Source organism: Streptomyces sp. NPDC030143 (assembly GCF_055573695.1).
In genome coordinates this window covers 22,820-38,974 of the sequence record NZ_JBVIAY010000022.1, presented here as the reverse complement: position 1 = coordinate 38,974, position 16,155 = coordinate 22,820, and the positions used below count along the sequence as shown (strand labels likewise).

Annotated in this window: 13 protein-coding genes; 8 read left to right on the top strand and 5 right to left on the bottom strand. The window is 71.7% G+C overall.

The genetic code is table 11. The features are described 5' to 3' along the window. Positions 1–50: 50 nt before the first annotated feature. Positions 51–584 (bottom strand): TerD family protein, encoded by a 534-nt coding sequence (locus ACZ4YY_RS30020; RefSeq protein WP_468297295.1) that lies wholly within the window; start codon positions 582–584, stop codon positions 51–53. A 153-nt stretch (positions 585–737) separates the two neighbouring features. On the opposite strand from ACZ4YY_RS30020, the gene ACZ4YY_RS30015 reads away from it, so the two are divergent. The 3 genes from ACZ4YY_RS30015 (at position 738) to ACZ4YY_RS30005 (ending at position 3,038) form a co-directional block, all read left to right on the top strand. Continuing rightward, entirely contained in the window at positions 738–1,343 is a 606-nt protein-coding gene (locus ACZ4YY_RS30015) for a YdbC family protein (protein WP_468297292.1), read from the top strand. 117 nt (positions 1,344–1,460) lie between these two features. Further along, positions 1,461–2,120 carry a histidine phosphatase family protein gene (locus ACZ4YY_RS30010; protein WP_468297290.1) on the top strand — a complete coding sequence of 220 codons (660 nt, stop codon included), beginning with the start codon at positions 1,461–1,463 and terminating at the stop codon, positions 2,118–2,120. 12 nt (positions 2,121–2,132) lie between these two features. Next, on the top strand, positions 2,133–3,038 hold the full coding sequence (locus ACZ4YY_RS30005; RefSeq protein WP_468297287.1) for an ADP-ribosylglycohydrolase family protein: 906 nt from the start codon (positions 2,133–2,135) through the stop codon (positions 3,036–3,038). A gap of 350 nt (positions 3,039–3,388) precedes the next feature. On the opposite strand, the gene ACZ4YY_RS30000 is transcribed toward ACZ4YY_RS30005, so the two are convergent. Further along, positions 3,389–4,936: an MFS transporter gene (locus ACZ4YY_RS30000; protein ID WP_468297285.1), complete on the bottom strand. Its 1,548-nt coding sequence runs from the start codon at positions 4,934–4,936 to the stop codon at positions 3,389–3,391. Positions 4,937–5,130: 194 nt separating this feature from the next. Between ACZ4YY_RS30000 and ACZ4YY_RS29995 the strand changes: the two genes are divergently transcribed. From ACZ4YY_RS29995 to ACZ4YY_RS29985, 3 genes are all read left to right on the top strand, one after another. Then, on the top strand, positions 5,131–5,754 hold the full coding sequence (locus ACZ4YY_RS29995) for a TetR/AcrR family transcriptional regulator (protein WP_468297283.1): 624 nt from the start codon (positions 5,131–5,133) through the stop codon (positions 5,752–5,754). 93 nt (positions 5,755–5,847) lie between these two features. After that, entirely contained in the window at positions 5,848–6,549 is a 702-nt protein-coding gene (locus ACZ4YY_RS29990) for a ribonuclease HII (RefSeq protein WP_468297280.1), read from the top strand. Between the two features lie 68 nt (positions 6,550–6,617). Then, positions 6,618–7,256 (top strand): hypothetical protein, encoded by a 639-nt coding sequence (locus ACZ4YY_RS29985; RefSeq protein WP_468297277.1) that lies wholly within the window; start codon positions 6,618–6,620, stop codon positions 7,254–7,256. A 480-nt stretch (positions 7,257–7,736) separates the two neighbouring features. On the opposite strand, the gene ACZ4YY_RS29980 is transcribed toward ACZ4YY_RS29985, so the two are convergent. Further along, a complete protein-coding gene (locus ACZ4YY_RS29980; protein WP_468297274.1) occupies positions 7,737–8,921 on the bottom strand; it encodes an MFS transporter in 1,185 nt (394 codons plus the stop codon). A gap of 100 nt (positions 8,922–9,021) precedes the next feature. On the opposite strand from ACZ4YY_RS29980, the gene ACZ4YY_RS29975 reads away from it, so the two are divergent. After that, positions 9,022–10,107: a DUF5937 family protein gene (locus tag ACZ4YY_RS29975; protein ID WP_468297270.1), complete on the top strand. Its 1,086-nt coding sequence runs from the start codon at positions 9,022–9,024 to the stop codon at positions 10,105–10,107. A 287-nt stretch (positions 10,108–10,394) separates the two neighbouring features. Here the strand turns inward: ACZ4YY_RS29975 and ACZ4YY_RS29970 are convergent, their stop codons facing one another. Both ACZ4YY_RS29970 and ACZ4YY_RS29965 read right to left on the bottom strand, forming a co-directional pair. Next, positions 10,395–11,015: a hypothetical protein gene (locus ACZ4YY_RS29970; protein WP_468297267.1), complete on the bottom strand. Its 621-nt coding sequence runs from the start codon at positions 11,013–11,015 to the stop codon at positions 10,395–10,397. A gap of 368 nt (positions 11,016–11,383) precedes the next feature. Next, positions 11,384–13,549 (bottom strand): RecQ family ATP-dependent DNA helicase, encoded by a 2,166-nt coding sequence (locus ACZ4YY_RS29965; RefSeq protein ID WP_468297264.1) that lies wholly within the window; start codon positions 13,547–13,549, stop codon positions 11,384–11,386. 141 nt (positions 13,550–13,690) lie between these two features. Between ACZ4YY_RS29965 and ACZ4YY_RS29960 the strand changes: the two genes are divergently transcribed. Continuing rightward, positions 13,691–15,625, top strand: a complete 1,935-nt coding sequence (locus ACZ4YY_RS29960; RefSeq protein WP_468297261.1) for a DUF4192 domain-containing protein — start codon at positions 13,691–13,693, stop codon at positions 15,623–15,625. The last annotated feature ends 530 nt before the right edge of the window (positions 15,626–16,155 follow it).

The following is a 16,155-nucleotide window of genomic DNA, read 5'->3' as shown; positions in this document are numbered from 1 at the left end:
AGGCGCACGCCTCCCCCGACGTCCGGCTCCTCGCGCGGTGCCCGGCGGGGTCAGGAGCGGCGCAGCCGGCCCATGATGCCGGTGAACGTGGCCGGGTCGTCCTCGAAGCCCTGCACCCCGGGGTGGAACGTCCACCCGTCGGACGGCTCGCGGACGAATTCCGCGACCGTCGCCGCCGTCGAACCGAGCACGCCACCGAAGTCGTCCTCGGCCAGGTCGGTGTACCCCTCGCGGATCCGGACGGCGGGGTTTACCACGCTGACGAAGGTCCGGTGCTCCTGGCGCTGCTGTATGACGACCCCGACGACCACGCGCGCGTAGCGGGCGTCCAGCCGCTCGAGCTCCACCGTCATGACCTCGTCCCAGCCGAAGCCCTTGCCGTCCGGGCTGTCACGGTCGAGATAGATGGTGCCGTCGGGTGAGCGGCTGTCGAAGTGCACCACATAGGCCGGATCACCGTGCGGGTCGTCCGTCAGGTAGGTCGCGGCCACGATGTCCAGATCGGTGGGCGGCTGCCCCGCGGGACTCGGATCCCATCTGAGCGCGACCTGGACCTTCCGGATTCCCTTGTTGAGGCCCTTCACCGGACTTCCCCTCCCCGTTCCGTCTGTCCTCACCCTGAACTGGCCGATCATCAGGGCCGGTTGTCCATCCTGCCACGCGCGCGTGGACGCCCGCAGGGTTGCACCGCGGCCGGGAGTGACCGACGCCACGCCCGCTGGCCTTACCATGGCGCGGTGCTGGTCAAGTGGATTCGCTGCACCGTGGTGGACCGCCGCGGTTTCGAGCGGGGGCAGCGGAAGTGGGCGGGGCTTCTGGGGGAGCCGGGGTTCCGGGGGCAGGGCGGGGGCTGGAGCAGGGGACGGCCCTCCGTCGCGCATGTCTTCGCCTTCTGGGAGAGCCGTGCCTTCTACGACTCCTTCATGGCGCGCTCCCACGACCGGCTCGCGACCGCCCAGGCGGGCACGTTCAAGGACGCTCAGGTCCGGCTGTTCGACTACCGGTTCGACGTGAAGACCGGCTTCGAGCCCCGTTTCACCGACTCCGACCTGCTGCGCGTGGCCCTGTGCCGCGTCCACGAGGAGCGTGCCGAGCACTTCACCCTGATGCAGGAGAAGGTGTGGAACCCGGCCATGGCCGGCTCCCCGGGCATGATCCGCGGGCTGTTCGCCGAGGCGCCGGGCCACGAGTTCCTGGTGCTGTCGATGTGGCGTTCGGAGGCCGAGCACGGGAAGTACCGCACGGAGCGGGTGGAACGGCTCGCTCTGCGCGCCCAGACGGAAGCGGACGTCGCCTCCCTCACCGGGGACATCGTGGAGCTCGAGCCGACCTGGACGGTGTGAGGTCCGGACCTGCTCATCACCAGCCCTACGGGCTTCCGGTGCGGGATTCGTGTGACCTGTGCCGTATGGAGGGCGCCCGAGTGCTCGATCGGGTCTCACTCGATCTAGGGTCTTGGCATGGCACGACCACGGCGAATCGTCCTTGTCCGACACGGGGAGTCAACGGGCAATGTTGATGACACCGTCTACGAGCGTGAACCCGACCACGCGCTGGCCCTGACCGATCGCGGTCGGCGGCAGGCGGAGGAGACGGGGAAGACCCTGCGGGAGGTGTTCGGCCAGGAGCGGGTCAGCGTCTACGTGTCGCCCTACCGGCGCACGCACGAGACGCTCCGCGCCTTCCACCTCGATCCCGAGCTCATACGCGTGCGGGAAGAGCCCCGACTGCGGGAGCAGGACTGGGGGAACTGGCAGGACCGCGACGACGTCCGCCTGCAGAAGGCCTACCGCGACGCCTACGGGCACTTCTTCTACCGCTTCGCCCAGGGGGAGAGCGGAGCTGACGTGTACGACCGGGTCGGCGGTTTCCTGGAGAGCCTCTTCCGCAGCTTCGAGGCCCCTGACCACCCCCCGAACGTGCTCATCGTGACCCACGGTCTCGCCATGCGCCTGTTCTGCATGCGCTGGTTCCACTGGACGGTCGCGGAGTTCGAGTCGCTGTCCAACCCGGGGAACGCCGAGATGCGGATGCTCGTTCTGGGGGAGGACGGCAAGTACACCCTGGACCGGCCGTTCGACCGGTGGCGAGACCCGGAACCGTATGGGATCTCCGGATAAGGTGGCAGAGCGATGACCTCTGACTCCTCTTCTGACGGGCGCCTGGAGCGCGCCCTCGCCAGCCTGCGCGGACTCGCGGTGGGAGACGCGCTGGGCTCACAGTTCTTCGTGCCGGTGAACTACCCGCTGCTCAAGCGCCGCGCCCTGCCGCCCGGCCCCTGGCAGTGGACCGACGACACCGAGATGGCCTGTTCCGTGGTCGCCGTCCTGGCCGCCCACCACCGCATCGACCAGGACGCCCTGGCCCGCTCCTTCGCGGAGCACCACGACTTCGACCGCGGCTACGGGCCCGCGGTCAACCGACTGCTGCGGCTGGTCCGGGAGGGCGGCGACTGGCGTGAACTGGCCGCCGCCCTGTTCAACGGGCAGGGCTCGTGGGGCAACGGTGCCGCCATGCGGATCGCGCCCCTCGGAGCCTGGTACGCCGACGATCCTGAGCAGGCGACCCACCAGGCGGAGATCTCGGCCTATCCCACCCACCAACACCGTGAGGCGGTGGTGGGGGCCATGGCCGTCGCCGCGGCCGCAGCGCTGGCGGGCGCACCCGGCGGCCCGCCCAGGCCCGAGGCGCTCCTGGACGGCGTCATCGACCTCGTCCCCAAGAGCGCCGTCCGGGCGGGCCTGCGCCGGGCCCGGGACATGCTCGACTACGGCGACGCCACCACCGTCGCCGCCGTGCTGGGCTGCGGACGGCGTACGACGGCCCATGACACGGTGCCGTTCGCGCTCTGGTCCGCCGCTCGCTCCCTCGGCGCCTACGAGGAGGCGTTCTGGACGACCGCGCAGGCCGGCGGGGACGTGGACACGACCTGTGCCATCGTGGGCGGAGTGCTTGCCGCGGGGAAGGCGGGCGCGCCTCCCGCGGCGTGGTGGGCTCAGGTGGAGGCGTTCCCGGAGTGGATGCCTTCGTCCGCATGACCGGAGCGCGCGGCTCCGCTCCTGACTTCAGGAACTCTCCGTGTCGGCCGGGAACTCTGCGTGACCGGCCGCCCGTTGTTCGGGCATCGGCTGTGCGACGTGGATGCGCACAGGGTGAGTGACGGACTCGGGCGAGCGGGAGGTGTTAAGGGGTGCGGGGTGTGCGGTTCCTGCTGTTCGTGATGATGTTGCCGGTGGCCGTGGTGGCCCCTCCGAGGGGCGGCGCGACCGGGCCGTGCGGGGTCGCGGCGCGGCTGTACGAGAGTGCGGGACAGCCGTCCGGTGGCCGCGGACGGGCGCCCACGAAGATCGTCGGCGGCCGTCCGCGGCCGGAAGGTGCAGCCTTCGCCTCAGCCGCCCAGATGGGTCGGCGTACCCGACAGCGCCTCCAGGTCGCTCTTGCGGACCCGGATGACCAGCCAGGCCGTCAGCAGGGCGAGGGCGGCCATGGCGGCAGCGGGGACGAAGGCCGTCGAGATGCCCTGCGCGAGTACCTCGTGGCCCCACGGGGCGGGCAACTGGTGCGTCTTGGCGAACTCGGCCTTCTGCTCGGCGGATGCGTCGGCGAGGAAGCTCGGCACCTGCTTCTCCGCCTCGTCCTTGCTCGCCGATCCGAAGACGGTCGTCAGGATGGCCAGACCCAGCGAACCGCCGACCTGCTGAGTGACGTTGAGCAGGCCGGAGGCGGCACCGGCCTCGTGCGGGGCCACGCCGGACACCGCGGTCACCGTCGCCGTCACGAAGTTCAGTCCCATGCCGAAGCCGAAGATCAGCATCGGCCCCAGCACGCCGCCGGCGTAGGAGCTGTCGGGAGTGATGAAGGCCTGCCACACGAGGCCGATCACCACGAGCGTGGAGCCGCCGAGCATGAACGGCTTGGGGCCCAGGACCGGCAGGAACCGTTGCGACAGACCCGCACCGATCGCGATGGCCACCGTGACCGGAAGGAAGGCGAGTCCCGCCTTGATCGGGCTGTATCCCAGCACGTTCTGCACGAACAGCACGATGTAGAAGAACATGCCGAACATGGCCGCCGCGAGGCTCAGCATGATCAGGTACGTGCCCGAGCGGTTGCGGTCGGCGAACATCCTCAACGGAGTGATCGGTTCCTTCGCCCGCATCTCCGTGAACACGAAGGCGACCAGCAGGACCAGGGCGACGCCGAAGGCCCCCTGGGTCAGACTGTCCCGCCAGCCTTCCTCCGCCGCGCGGATGAAGGCGTACACCAGCGAGGCCATCCCCACCGTCGAGGTCAGCGCTCCCGCTATGTCGAACCGTCCGGGGTGCCGCTCGGACTCGTTGATGTACAGCGGGGCGAGGGCGGCGATGAGGACGCCGATGGGGACGTTGACGAACAACACCCAGCGCCAGTCGAGCCACTCGGTGAGCATGCCGCCCGCGAGGAGGCCGATGGCGCCGCCACCGGCCGACACGGCGGCGAAGACGCCGAAGGCCCGGTTCCGTTCCGGTCCCTCCGGGAACGTGGTGGTGATCAGCGCCAGCGAGGTCGGCGACGCGATGGCGCCGCCCACACCCTGCAGGGCGCGCGCGGCCAGCAGTTGCCAGGGCTCCTGGGCCAGTCCGCCCAGCAGCGAGGCGAAGGTGAAGAGCAGGATGCCTGCCATGAACACCCGACGCCGGCCGAGGATGTCGCCGGCTCGGGCGCCGAGCAGCAGCAGACCGCCGAAGGTGAGCGTGTAGGCGCTGACCACCCAGGTGAGGTCAGTGGTGCTGAACTCGAGAGCGTCTTGAATGTGCGGGAGGGCGATGTTCACAATCGTCGCGTCGAGTACCACCATGAGTTGGCACGCCGCGATGACGGTGAGCGCGATGCCGGGATGCCCCTGCCGGCGGGCCGCGCCCGGTTTCTGGTCCTGGATCAACTGAGAGGTCGTCACTATGGGTCCCCCACAAATGCCTTAGTGAACGATCGCGTTCACTGTCGCGTCAACCGTAGTGAGTCCCCAGTAGTGAACGCAAGCGTTCACTCGCGGTGTCGCCGTCCGGTGGCGCACCCCTCGCTGTCGCGCGACGCCGCCCCGCTCCCCGCTCCCCGCAACTCCCCACTCCTCTGCTCGCTGGAGACACTCAGATGGTTACTGCGCGCTGGACGGCCGCCCCCGCTCAGGCGGCCTCCTCACGCCGGCGCGGCGCCGTACTCGAACGCGCGATCCTCGATGCCGCCCTGGAGCAACTCGGCACCGTCGGCTGGAACGGCCTCACGATGGAGGGCGTCGCGGCCGGAGCTCAGACCGGCAAGGCGGCCGTCTACCGCCGGTGGCCCTCGAAGGAGGATCTCGTCGCCGACGCCCTTCGTGCCGGGCTGCCCAGGTTCGAGGCGGCGCCGGATCTCGGCGGCATCCGGGAGGATCTGGTGGCGCTGTGTCGCGAGGCGCGCGACGCAATGTTCTCCCGACCCGGCTACGCTCTGCGGTCGATCATTCACGAGTGCGACACGGCTCAGGTGGAGCGGTTTCATGCCCTGATTTTCGAAGGCGTGGTCGAACCGACCGTCAGGCTGCTCCATCAGGTGATCAGTCGGGGGATTGAGCGAGGGGAGGTGCGCTCCGATGCGGCGAACGGCTACGTCTTCGACGCCATCCCGGCCATGATGATGTACCGCTCAAAGATGTGCACCAGCGAATGGGGTGACCCGGATCTGGAGGAGATGATCGACCAGTTCATGCTGCCCCTGCTGCGACCGGCCGCGCGCTGAGAGGCCTTCGGGGGCGGTGGCCGTGGGCCGTGGGGGCGTCACGGGAGACCGGGGTGTCGCGACAGGATCCCGGCGGCGTACCCTAAGGGCGCCATGCCGTACGAACCACCGACTCACACCGTCGAGCGCTCCCTTCGCGCCACGACCGGAGCGAAGATCATTGCCGGTGTCGACGAGGTGGGCCGCGGTGCGTGGGCCGGTCCCGTCACCGTCTGCGCGGCGGTCACCGGACTGCGCCGGCCCCCCGTAGGCCTCACCGACTCCAAACTCCTCTCCGTCAAGCGTCGTAACGAGCTCGCGGTGCACCTGGAGAAGTGGGTCACGTCGTACGCCCTGGGTCATGCCTCCCCGGAGGAGATCGACGATCTGGGGATGACGGCCGCGCTGCGGCTCGCCGCCGTCCGTGCGCTGGACGCCCTGCCCGTCCGCCCCGACGCGGTGATACTCGACGGGAAGCACGACTACCTCGGCGCCCCCTGGAGGGTCCGCACGGTGATCAAGGGTGACCGGTCGTGCGTGGCTGTCGCGGCGGCCTCGGTGATCGCCAAGGTGCAGCGCGACAAAATGATGGCCGAACTGGGCAGCGACCATGCAGACTTCGGTTTCGCGGACAACGCCGGGTACCCATCACCCGTGCACAAGGCCGCACTGGCGGAGCGGGGTCCCACCCCGTACCACCGGTTGTCATGGGCGTATCTTGATGCGCTGCCCCAGTGGCGGCACCTCAAGAAGGCCCGCAGCTGGGCGGACGGAAGCGTTCCGGAAATCGAGGGTCAGCTCGGTTTCGATTTCTGACGATTCCGCTCGCACTGATGTGCCACCCGCTGGCGCGAGCCGCACCACCGTTTGATAAACAACAACCCATGCCTCTCATTCCCGAGGAGCCTCAGATTCACGAGAGTGCCCAGGGTCCCCGCGCCACTCCGGCCAGCGGCCGTACCGCGCCGACCCCTCGACCCGTACCCGGTCCCCGTCCCGCGGCTCCGTCGCGACCCGGCCGTCCTGGTCCCCTCCGGCCCACGCCGCCGGTGCAGCGCACACCGCGCGACGTCGCCGTCAGGCCCGGGCCCCCGGCCCCGGCCGCCCCTCCCGCTTCCGCACCCGCCTCGGCGACGCCCCAGGTCCAGCTGATCCCCGCCTCGGTCGAGGGTGCGCTGGACGCCGCCGAGGAGGCCGTGGACCTCCTCCTGGACTCGGGCCGCGCCCCGGGTGACGTGCTGGTGATCACCACCGGCGAGCAGCACCCCTGGGCCGCCCACGAGCTGTCCTTCGGTGAGACGTCCTACTGGGCGCAGCACGACACGGGGGAGGACGTCTTCTACGCCGACGCGGCCGCCACGAACCGGGTGGGCACACGTCCCGTCGTCGTGGTCGCCGTGAACGGCGGTCCGGAGAGCGCTGCCGCCACCGTCCTGCCCCTGGCTCGTGCCCGGGCCGGTGCCCTGCTGATCGTCTGCGGTGACCCGCAGCAGATCAACGTGGTGCTCGGCGCCGACGTCTGAGCCGGCTCGCTCGCCCGGCGGACAGCCCGGCGCGGGAGGCGTCGCCGCCGCGGCACCTCCCGGGTCGCCTTCGCATGCGCGGCTGACGGATGTCTCGGCGCGAGTTTCGGCATGCCCCGGGTTCCGGACCCACGGGACCGGAGTGGGTGAGACCGCAGAGCGACCAGGTGAGGTCCGGCTGTCGGCGACGGTGGCGGACGACGAGAGCGGTTTGGCTCGTGAACTGCCGTGGGCGCCGGGGCGGTGAACACCTGGAGTTCCCGCTGTGCGGCTGCCGACCGGACTGCCCGGTACCGGGACCGCGGCTCGAAGGCCTGGCGGTCCCGGCCCGGGTGAAGCGGCCGGCGATGTCGGCCCTACGACGCCGGCAGAACACCACCCCTTGGGGGCTGGGAACCGTGCGCGTACCGTCGCTCCTCGCCGACTCCCCTTCCCGAGGGGCAACAGCTGGTGCGTCGTGCTCCGCACGGCGGGCCGGGCTCAGTGGGCGACGGCGGAGGCGGAGAGGAGCGTCGCGGCGGCGAGGCTGCCCCAGAGGGCTGCCGAGCCGTGAGGTGTCAGAGTGGTGATGACCGCCGGGGAGACGGCCAGGCCGAAGCCCGTGGAGAGTTCGAGGCGGGCGAGGGCGCGTCCCAGGGCATGGGCGGGGGCGAGGTGGGTGACGAGCGCGGTGGCACTGCCGGCGTAGATGATCTCGCCGAGGGTGCACACCACGGACACCGTGGCGACGGCCGGGGCGCCCCATCCGTGTCCCAGTGAGGTGGCCGCGAGGAAACCGAGGTAGGACGCGGTGAGCACCACGCCGGCGAGAGCCAGCACGGCCCGCCGGGAGAAGCGGGACATCAGGACCGTGACCGGAACCTGCAGCGTGACCACCAGCACCGTGTTGAGCACGAAGATGGCCGCCGACCACACCGGGGATGCGTGCAACTGTGTCACCAGGACCAGGGGGAGCGCGATTTCGGGGACGTTGAGGCAGAAGGCGTAGACCACGTTGGCCGCCAGCAGCGCGCGCATCCGGGGTGCAGGCCCGTCGATCCCGCCCCCGGCCGGGGGAGCGGCCGGACGCGCGTGAAGGTGGACCGACCACGCCAAGGTCGCCGCAGCGAGATAGGCGAGTCCGGTGACGACTGCCAGCGCCTGCAACGCGGTGGTGCCGCCCGCCAGGCACACGGTGGCGATGAGCGCGCCCGCCCCCAGGCCGGCGTTGCGCAGGGCGCGCCCTCCCGCGAGGGCGGCGTCGCGTTCGCGGCCGTGGGCGACCGTGGCCACGAGAGCCGCGTGGGCGGCAGGCCACGCCTGGTTGCCGATGCCGAGGAACAGCGCCGCCGTCGCGAACAGCCAGACGTGCTCCGCCGGGGTGGCCAGCAGCACTGCCACGCCCAGCACCCGCACCAGCATCGACGCTGCCACGACCGTGCTGCGGGCGCCCCGGTCCAGCCATCGGCCCACCGCGGGCATGCACACCAGACCCGCGACGACGGCGACCGTCATGGCGGTGCCGGTGACCGGCGCGGAGAGCCTCAGCACCGTCACCCCGTACAGCAGCAGAAAGGGCCGCAACAGGCCGGTGCCGAGCGCGTCCACGGCCAGGGCGACGGCGTAGCGGGGGCCTCCGGAGGCACGGACGAGGGCACGCGGCTGGATCTTGGTGGTGGTTGCCATGGCGTCAAACGGTGCGCCCGGCCGCCGGGGAGGGCTCGTCGGTTGACGGACACCGTCAACCGATGCCGTCACCGGCCAACCGGTCGGTGATGATGCGCGGATGACGTTGAGGATCGACATCAGCGGCCTGCCGGCCGAGCGACTCCGGTTCGCCGCCTCGCCGCTGGCCGAGCTGACCGCGATGCTGCACGTGCTGGCGGAACCCGGGCATCACCCGCAGTTCGCCGGCTGGGCCGGGGATGTCTGGGCCGGACTGCCGCCGGAGCCGGCCGAGCGGCTGCGGGAGGCGGAGTTCCTCTGGCGTTCCTCACAGGCCGACTTCCTGATCCCCGCCCGACCTCGGCCGACTCTCGCCGAGGAGTTGGACGACGTGGACCGGATCGATGACGAAACATATGTGACCGCCGCGCTCGTCACCACCTGCGGCGGCAACCGGGTCCATGCCGGAGCGCCGTCGCCGCTCACCGACGCGACTGCGCGTGAGCGGGCCCTGGACCTGGCCCAGGCTCGCGGCGCGCGGCAGGAAGCCTTCGCGGAACGGCTGCTCGCTGATCCCGCCGCGGTGCGGGCGCGGGTGCGCCACACCCTCGAACAGTGCGGAGAGGCCTTCTTCGACGCCGCCTGGGCGGGCGTCGCCGTGCAACTCGCCACCGACCTGCGCCTGAAGAACGACCTGCTGAGGCGTCAGGGCCTCGGACCGGCACTTGCATCGGTGTCCGGCGCAGTCACGCTGGCACCGGACGGCGACTGCATCATCGTGGACAAACTGCAGGACAAGGCGACCGCCGCCCACGACACCGGGGTCACCTTCATCCCCAGTGTCTTCGGCCGCCCGCACCTGGTGGCGGTTCACGCGCCCGGATGGCAGCCGGTGGTTCAGTACCCGGTGGCCGAGCCGACTCCGGCGGAGCCGGTATCGCTGGAGACGGTCACCCTTCGGCTTGAGGCACTCGCCCATCCGGTGCGGCTGCGGCTTCTGCGCACGCTGGCCCGCGGCCCGCACACCACCGGTGAGCTGGCCCACGCCTGGGAGCTCTCACCCCCGGAGGTCTCCCGCCACCTCGCCGTCCTGCGCCGCGCCGGCCTGCTCACGGCCCGGCGGCACGGTCGCTACGTCCGTCACACCCTGAATCTGCCGGATCTGACGGCACTGGGCACCGACCTGCTGACGGCCGTACTGCGCTGAGCGGCTACGCGGCCGTGCTGCGCTGAGCGGCTAGTCTGCCGGAGCAGGGGTGACCGCCGCCCAGCACGGCACCGTCGACTTTCGGCAGTTGCCTGGCAGTACGGGGTCGATCCGTGGCAAGCCGACTGGCAGTACCGGCGCGACCGCCTGGTGCCCTCGGGCAGCCGAGCGGCGCCACCGGCTGCGCCGCCGGACGGTCCTCCGAGTCACTCCGTGGCTCTCCCGTGTGCTGCCGCGCCGTCCCGACCGCCCGTCGCTTTCGTCATAGCGAAGACGGCGGTCACGTGTCAGCGGGCAGCCGCGCGGCGCAGAACCTCCGAGGCGGCACCGCCGGTTCGCGGCAGCGGCGGCGGTGCCTCGGACAAGCCGAAGGGCTCGGGATCCGAATCCGCGTTGGGGCGGCGGCCGCCTCGGCCCTCGCCGAGGACCTGCCAGCCGTCCCGGGTCAGCGTGATGTACGCCCCGCAGCGCAGTCCGTGCAGGGTGCAGGCGTCCCGCAGCCCCCACATCCAGGCGCCGTCCTCCTCCGTCCAGCGGGCGTCGCCGTCACGGCAGTAGAGCAGCACCGCCGTGCGCACGGGGGTACGGCGCCGCAGGTCGTGCGGGATGACCCGGCGGAGCTGAGCGAGCAGTGCGTTGCGGAACATCCAACCGTCGGCGGAGGCCTGACGGCGCGTGAACGAAGCACTGGCGCGCACCCGCTCGTCGGGGTCGAGGACGGCGACGATCGCGGTGGCCGGTCTGGGCCGGTGCCGCGCGTGCAACCCGCCGACGACCTCCCGCGGATTGCGCAGCAGGGGTATGCCGGCCGCGGCCCACTCGGCAGGCTCGAGCAAGCGGTTGGCGGAAGCGGCGGACGCGGACGTCGACAACGATGCCGCCGAGGACGGAGCGAATCCGAAGGTCACGAGCCTCCCTTCGGCTACGGCCCACACTGCGGGCGGGTCGGGTTCGGGGGGAGCGCGCACCGCAGCAGAGCCCTACCGGACAACGGAGGAGCCGTGCGGGGAGCGGAACTCAATTCTTCCTGTCGAACTTGGATGCGGCAACGAGCAATTGGGGCCACCGACCCTTATGTGGTGCTGCGTGTCATATATCCCTACCCATGGATGCGTGGCGTGACACGTGTGCCCGCCGTACACGGCAGGTTCACTCACTGTGGTCGTGACGTTCTCCTGGAGCGCGGCTCCATTCACCGCGCACTGCGCCCAGGTGGATCCTCGCGCGCGGTGCGGAACAGGTGACGGTGTGTGGCCCCTTTCCCGCGTGCTCGCTGTCAGCCCTGTACCGCCAGCACCAGGGGCAACACCCCCTGTGCTCCCGCCCGTCGGAGCATCCGGGCCGCGACCGCGAGGGTCCAGCCGGTTTCGGTGTAGTCGTCCACCAGGAGGACCGGACCGCTCGCCTCAGCCAGCGCGGAGGCGAGCTCCGGCGGTACGTCCAGCATGCCGGTGAGTGCCTTGAGGCGTTGGGCGCTGTTGCTCCGGGGGACCGGTGAGGAGTCACCGGTGTACTCCACGGCTCCCAGCAGCGGCAGCCGGCCGACTTCCGAGATGTGCGTGCCCAGCGAGTGGATGAGCCGGGGCCGGGTGCGCGAGGCGATGGTCACCACGCCGACGGGACGCGGTGGCGCGTCGGTGGCTCCGGAGGCCCAACCGCCGGGCCCTCTGGCCCAGTCGGCGAGTACACCCACCACGGCCTTCGCCACGTCGTCCGGCACGGGCCCGTCGGGGGCCTGCGCGGTCAGCATCGGACGCAGCCGGTTGCCCCAGCCGATGTCCGACAGACGGCCCAACGCCCGCCCGGCAGCCGCCTGTTCGCCTGCCGGGATGCGCCCCTTCAGCTCCACGCCGATGGCCGGCAGACCTGTCGGCCACATCCGCCGGGGCTCCACCTCGACCCCCGCGCGGCCCAGGTCGTCGCGCGCGGCGTCGAGGGCGGTCGGGGACGTCTCGGCGGTGTGGCGTGCGCCCGCACAGTTGTCGCAGCGTCCGCAGGGCTTGGCGCCGTCGTCGTCGAGCTGGCGCTGCAGGAACTCCATCCGGCACTCGGTCGTCGACGCGTACCGGCGCATCGCCTCCTGCTCGGCCCTGCGCTGCCTGGCCACCCAGTCGTAACGCTCCGACTCGTAGGTCCACGGTTGTCCGGTCGCGATCCAGCCGCCCTTGACCCGCTTGACGGCCCCGTCGACGTCGAGGACCTTCAGCATGGTCTCCAGGCGGGAGCGGCGCAGCTCCACCAACGGCTCCAGGGCGGGCAGCGACAGCGGGCCGTCCGCGCGCCCGAGGACGTCAAGGGTGCGGCGCACCAGGGACTCCGGGGGGAACGCGAGGGAGGCGAAGTACTCCCAGATCGCCTCGTCCTCCTTGCCCGGCAGCAGAAGCACCTCCGCGTGCTCGACACCTCGTCCGGCGCGACCCACCTGCTGGTAGTAGGCGATGGGGGAGGAGGGTGAGCCGAGATGGACGACGAATCCCAGGTCGGGCTTGTCGAAACCCATCCCCAGGGCGGACGTGGCGACCAGGGCCTTGACCTTGTTGGCGAGAAGGTCGTCCTCGGCCTGCTGGCGGTCGGCGTTCTCCGTCCGGCCCGTGTACGAGGCGACGGTGTGGCCGCGCTGCCGCAGGAAACCGGTGACCTCCTCGGCTGCGGCCACGGTGAGGGTGTAGATGATCCCGGAGCCCGGCAGCTCGTCGAGGTGGTCGGCGAGCCAGGCCATCCGGTGCGCCGCGTCCGGCAGCCGCAGCACGCTCAGCGTGAGGCTCTCGCGGTCCAGCGGGCCGCGCAGCACCAAGGCGTCGGAGCTGCCGCCGGTGCCGAGCTGCTCGGCGACGTCGGCGGTCACGCGGGCGTTGGCGGTCGCGGTCGTCGCCAGCACCGGGACGCCCGGCGGGAGGTCGGCGAGCATGGTCCTCAGTCGTCGGTAGTCGGGGCGGAAGTCGTGGCCCCAGTCGGAGATGCAGTGGGCTTCGTCGACGACGAGCAACCCGGTCGTGGCGGCCAGTTCGGGCAGCACCTGGTCGCGGAAGTCCGGGTTGTTGAGCCGCTCCGGACTGACCAGCAGGACGTCGACCCTCCCCGCGGCGATCTCCGTGCGGACGGTCCCCCACTCCTCGGTGTTCGAGGAATTGATCGTCCGGGCGCGGATGCCGGCCCGCGCCGCCGCATCGACCTGGTTGCGCATCAGGGCGAGCAGCGGGGACACGATCACCGTGGGCCCGGCCCCGCGCGCCCGGAGCAGCGAGGTCGCCACGAAGTACACCGCGGACTTGCCCCAGCCCGTGCGCTGGACGACCAGGGCGCGGCGCCGGTCGGCCACCAACGCCTCGATCGCCCGCCACTGGTCCTCGCGCAGCCGGGCCGTGCCGGTGGCGTCACCGACGAGACGGGCGAGGACGGTGTCCGCATCCGCACGAAGATCCGCGTTGCTCGTGTGCTCCATGCGTCCATACAACAGGACGGCACTGACAGACCGGCCCTCGCCGTCCACAGGAGGACCTCGGTTCGACCATCGTGACGTGTCCCTGCTCGGACTTATCCACAGGCTCAAGCGGAATCTCGCGGTCCGCGAGATCGTCTCCGCATGACGAATAACAGCGAAGCGACGGGATCCTTCGACAACGGCGACATCACCGGGCAGGACGGGCCTGCCGGGGTGGACGGTCGTGCCGGGCAGGGCGGTCGTGACGGTCAGCACCGCCGTGCCGGGCAGAGCAGTCGTGCGGGGCAGGAGGAGGGTCGTGGCGGGGCCGGCAGGCGGAACGGACGGCATGGGAGGCCCCGAGGGGATGGACGCGCCGCGAGTGACGGCGGCGCCCGGCGTGGTGGTCGGGGGTGGCGTGACGGACGTGCTGGACCCGCCGAAGGCGATGAGCAGCCGTCCTACGAAGGTGACCTCCCGTACGACGGGCCCTCGCCGTACGACAAGGGCGCCGGTGTCCACCAAGTCACCCTGCGCACGCCGGCCGAACTGGCCGACGCGCTGCCCTACCTGCTGGGATACCGGCCCGAGGACAGCATCGTCCTCGTCGCCCTGCACGACCGGGGAGGCCGCGGCAGGTTCGGCGGCCGGGCGCGCCTGGGCATTCCCGCGAACCCGGACGACTGGGGCGCCGTGGCGGGACAGCTCGCGCAAGGCCTGGTGACCGGCAGCGAGCGCAGGGGCGCTCGCCCCGCGCAGATGGTCGCCTACCTCTGCCAGGAACCCACCGGAGGCGAGACCGGCCGCCAGGTCATGGAGCGACTGCGACCACTGGCCCAGAAACTGCGCGTCGAATGCGGCCGGCTCGACGTGCCCGTGATCGAGGCGCTCTGCATCTCCGACGGACGCTTCTGGTCGTACTGCTGCGCGGGTGAGGGCTGCTGCCCGGCCGAGGGCGCTCCCATGGGGTTGCCCGGCACGTCCGTGGTGGCCGCTGCGGCCACCTACGCGGGGATCCAGATCCGGGGCACGCTGCGCGAGCTGAGGGCTCGGCTGCTCCCTTTGGAAACCGGCGCCGCGGTGGAGCAGGAACTCGCTCTCGACACCGCGAGCAGGGCGCTGGTCCCCAGGATCGTCGACGACGAGAGCCGCGCGGCCGTGGGGCAGGAGACTGTTGAACTGGCCGGACGGATCGTCCGGCGCTTCGCCGAAGCTCCCCCGGCGACCGGCGCCCTCCTGGCCGACCACCGTGACGACGAGCTGCTCGCCCCGGACGAAGCAGCCGCTCTGATCCTCGGGCTGCAGGATCGTGTGACTCGCGACCGCGCCGCCGAGTGGATGGAGGGCGACGAGGCCGCTCCCGCCCTGCGGCTCTGGCGCGCCCTGGCCCGGCGCTGCGTGGGACCCTACGGCGAACATGCTGCCGCGCCGCTGACCCTGGCCGGCTGGGTCGCCTGGTCCAGCGGCGACGAGCTCGAGGCCAGGGAAGCCCTCGCCATGGCCCTCGGCGCGGATCCCGGTTATCTCTTCGCCCGCCTCCTGCACCAGGCCTGCAACGAAGGGCTCGACCCCGAGTCGGTCCGACGGTGCCTTCGCACCGAGCGGCAGGGCCGCGGAAGCAGGTCGCGGGACACGGCCGTGCCGGTGGCACAGGCCGCGCGTCGTCAGGTGTCGGTGGATACGGAAGGCGCGCGGACCGGCAACGGCACGAGGGACGTCGTCGGAACGGCCGACGGCACTGTGGAGGCCGACGACCCGGGCATCGCGCCGGGCGACCCGGCATCCGGATCACCGGCCGAAGCGGCACCAGGGACCGAGCCGACCCCCGCTCGGCTGGCAGGCCGTCGGCGCCGCCGCACCCGTTCGGCCGGCCTCGCAGCCGGCACCCCGCAGGTTGCGGCAGGGGAGGATCACGGGTCGGGAACGGACCCCGCCCGTCCTCGCACGCCGGAGAACGGGGTCACGCGCCCGCCCGCTCCCGGAAGGGGTGGATCGCGTCCAGCCGCGCGTGCCTCCGGGAGGGCCACCACGCGCCGTCGTGACACCTGCTCGGACGCGGTCCGGTCCGACGGTGACGAGAGCCACGGGGAGAGGTGAGCGCCGGGCGTCCCGGTGCGCCGCCCGCCCCGCCGCCGACCGGCGGGCCCCGTGCTCTCGGGCGTGACCTGGGAGAGACCCACTCCGTTCACCTGAGTGGCGGAACGCCCGCGCGGGGCGTGCTGCTACTGCGCACCGCCCTGCCGGAGTTCCCACCGGCGTCAACCGTGCCAGAGGCGCACCGAGAGCAGAATGAAGGCACCGTATGCACCAGCCGACTCCGCCCTCCGCCGCCGACGAACGGTCGGCTCTCGACAGGCTCGTGGCGCCCGACAGGTTCGTGTCCTCCGGCAGACGTGTGTCCCCCGACGCGCCAGCGCCCTCCGACAGGCCTGTGCCCTCCGGCAGGCCTGTGGCCCCCGGCAGCTCTGTGCCTCCCGGCAGGCCGAACAGCCATGACTCCACGGCCGTGCCCGGCCCCCACGGGACCGAGCTTCCCAGAGGCGCTGGCCCTGAAGTCGGCCCTGGCCCTGGAACCGGCCCTGGAACCGGCCCTGGCAGCGGCGTTCGGCGCGCAGCGTCTCCCGTCG